The organism is Methanobrevibacter sp. UBA417 (assembly GCF_002508845.1).
Classification (GTDB): Archaea; Methanobacteriota; Methanobacteria; order Methanobacteriales; family Methanobacteriaceae; genus Methanobrevibacter_A; species Methanobrevibacter_A acididurans.
This window is the reverse complement of sequence record NZ_DAZC01000012.1, coordinates 35,942-38,235: the sequence shown is the minus strand read 5'-3', so window position 1 is coordinate 38,235 and position 2,294 is coordinate 35,942. Positions and strand designations below refer to the sequence as shown.

Below are 2,294 nucleotides of genomic sequence, written 5' to 3'. Positions count from 1 at the left end.
ATGGTCTGATTATCTATATAAATGGAAGCAAATCAGGAATGGGGCTTTCTAAGTTTCTATTCCAATATGGTCTGATTATCTATAGGAAGAACTTATAAATATTACAGATTTAAAAGGGTTGTTTCTATTCCAATATGGTCTGATTATCTATTATGCAACGGCTTAATATTTTTTTTATTTGTATGTTTGTTTCTATTCCAATATGGTCTGATTATCTATAGCATTCTGTCTTCATCATAATCCATATATTTTTTATGTTTCTATTCCAATATGGCCTGATTATCTATCTATGTCGGATATTTTGCAGGAGGACTGGTTTAGTGAGTTTCTATTCCAATATGGTCTGATTATCTATTTTTTGCATCTTCTGTTTGGGACATAAAATCTCTTGTTTCTATTCCAATATGGTCTGATTATCTATTTTTTATTGGAGGAATAATTATGAAAGGTTGGAATAAGTTTCTATTCCAATATGGTCTGATTATCTATAAAGTTTGCAGCATTTTTTAATACTTCCATTTCATCGTTTCTATTCCAATATGGTCTGATTATCTATCAAAGGTTATACCCTCGCTTACTTAAAAAATTAAAAGAATAGTTTCTATTCCAATATGGTCTGATTATCTATACAAGCAAATAGTGTTGGTGCTGTAACTTCTGCTACGTTTCTATTCCAATATGGTCTGATTATCTATCCGCCCGGGGTTGTTGTATCCTCGTCACGCCTTACATGTTTCTATTCCAATATGGTCTGATTATCTATTTTTCTTTATGTTTCAAATCATAAATCTCATTCTGAAGTTTCTATTCCAATATGGTCTGATTATCTATTTTGGTTTCATCTTCTTGATATTTACAATATTGATGTTTCTATTCCAATATGGTCTGATTATCTATAGGAAAACAAAAAAAATTTTTGTCTTCAATTGAATATGTTTCTATTCCAATATGGTCTGATTATCTATAGACAACCTCAAAGAGGGTTATAAAACATTAAATAAGTTTCTATTCCAATATGGTCTGATTATCTATCTTTTCAACAGGATTCGCATCTTCAAGGACGAATTCAGTTTCTATTCCAATATGGTCTGATTATCTATGGTCGTACTGTGGTTTTAAAAGGTATAAATTAGTTTCTATTCCAATATGGTCTGATTATCTATGAAATATTATGCAGGTATTGAGGATTATTATCTTGCGTTTCTATTCCAATATGGTCTGATTATCTATTCTAAGTCCATATTATCAAATTCAGAAGTCATTTGTGTTTCTATTCCAATATGGTCTGATTATCTATCATCACTTGGGGAACAAAAAGAGCAAATGGAACTGTTTCTATTCCAATATGGTCTGATTATCTATTTAGACATACTTGAAGAAGATTTAACAAGTTTAAAAAGGTTTCTATTCCAATATGGTCTGATTATCTATTTTCAATCAACTAGGTGAAGCTTGGTGGAAATATGTGTTTCTATTCCAATATGGTCTGATTATCTATACATATCAACAGAAGATTATCTTCAACAAATGACTTCGTTTCTATTCCAATATGGTCTGATTATCTATAAAGGTGCAGCAATAATTAAATTACCAGTAAAATAAGTTTCTATTCCAATATGGTCTGATTATCTATTTGTTTAATTATGAGTTAATGCAATTAAGACAGTGTTTCTATTCCAATATGGTCTGATTATCTATAGGGACATACTCATTCAATTGAAGTTAGAAATAAGAGTTTCTATTCCAATATGGTCTGATTATCTATCACACCAATCTTTCCAGGATATAAATTATGTGTAGGTTTCTATTCCAATATGGTCTGATTATCTATAGGATAATGGAGCAACATGGATAGCATTCGGTAAAGAGTTTCTATTCCAATATGGTCTGATTATCTATGGAAATAACAAAAAATGTTTCTCCCTATTATGTTCAGTTTCTATTCCAATATGGTCTGATTATCTATTAGTGATGCTAATTTCACGGTGACTGTTTCTAGTTCGTTTCTATTCCAATATGGTCTGATTATCTATTATAATTACCCTTGTATACCATTGGACAGATTATATGTTTCTATTCCAATATGGTCTGATTATCTATTTAAGGTAAGCTCAGATACTACGAAATTATCATTAAAAAGTTTCTATTCCAATATGGTCTGATTATCTATACATATTTTAACCTTTAAAAATGTTTTAGTAAACTAGGTTTCTATTCCAATATGGTCTGATTATCTATAAAAATAATTTCTCCACTATAAGTTTGCTTTAAATCTGTTTCTATTCCAATATGGT

The 2,294-nt window shown here is 29.7% G+C and carries 1 CRISPR repeat array.

Features of this window, described 5'->3' with window-relative positions:
- Positions 1 to 52: 52 nt before the first annotated feature.
- Positions 53 to 2,238: direct repeats of the CRISPR family, unit length 31 nt; unit sequence GTTTCTATTCCAATATGGTCTGATTATCTAT.
- Positions 2,239 to 2,294 lie beyond the last annotated feature (56 nt).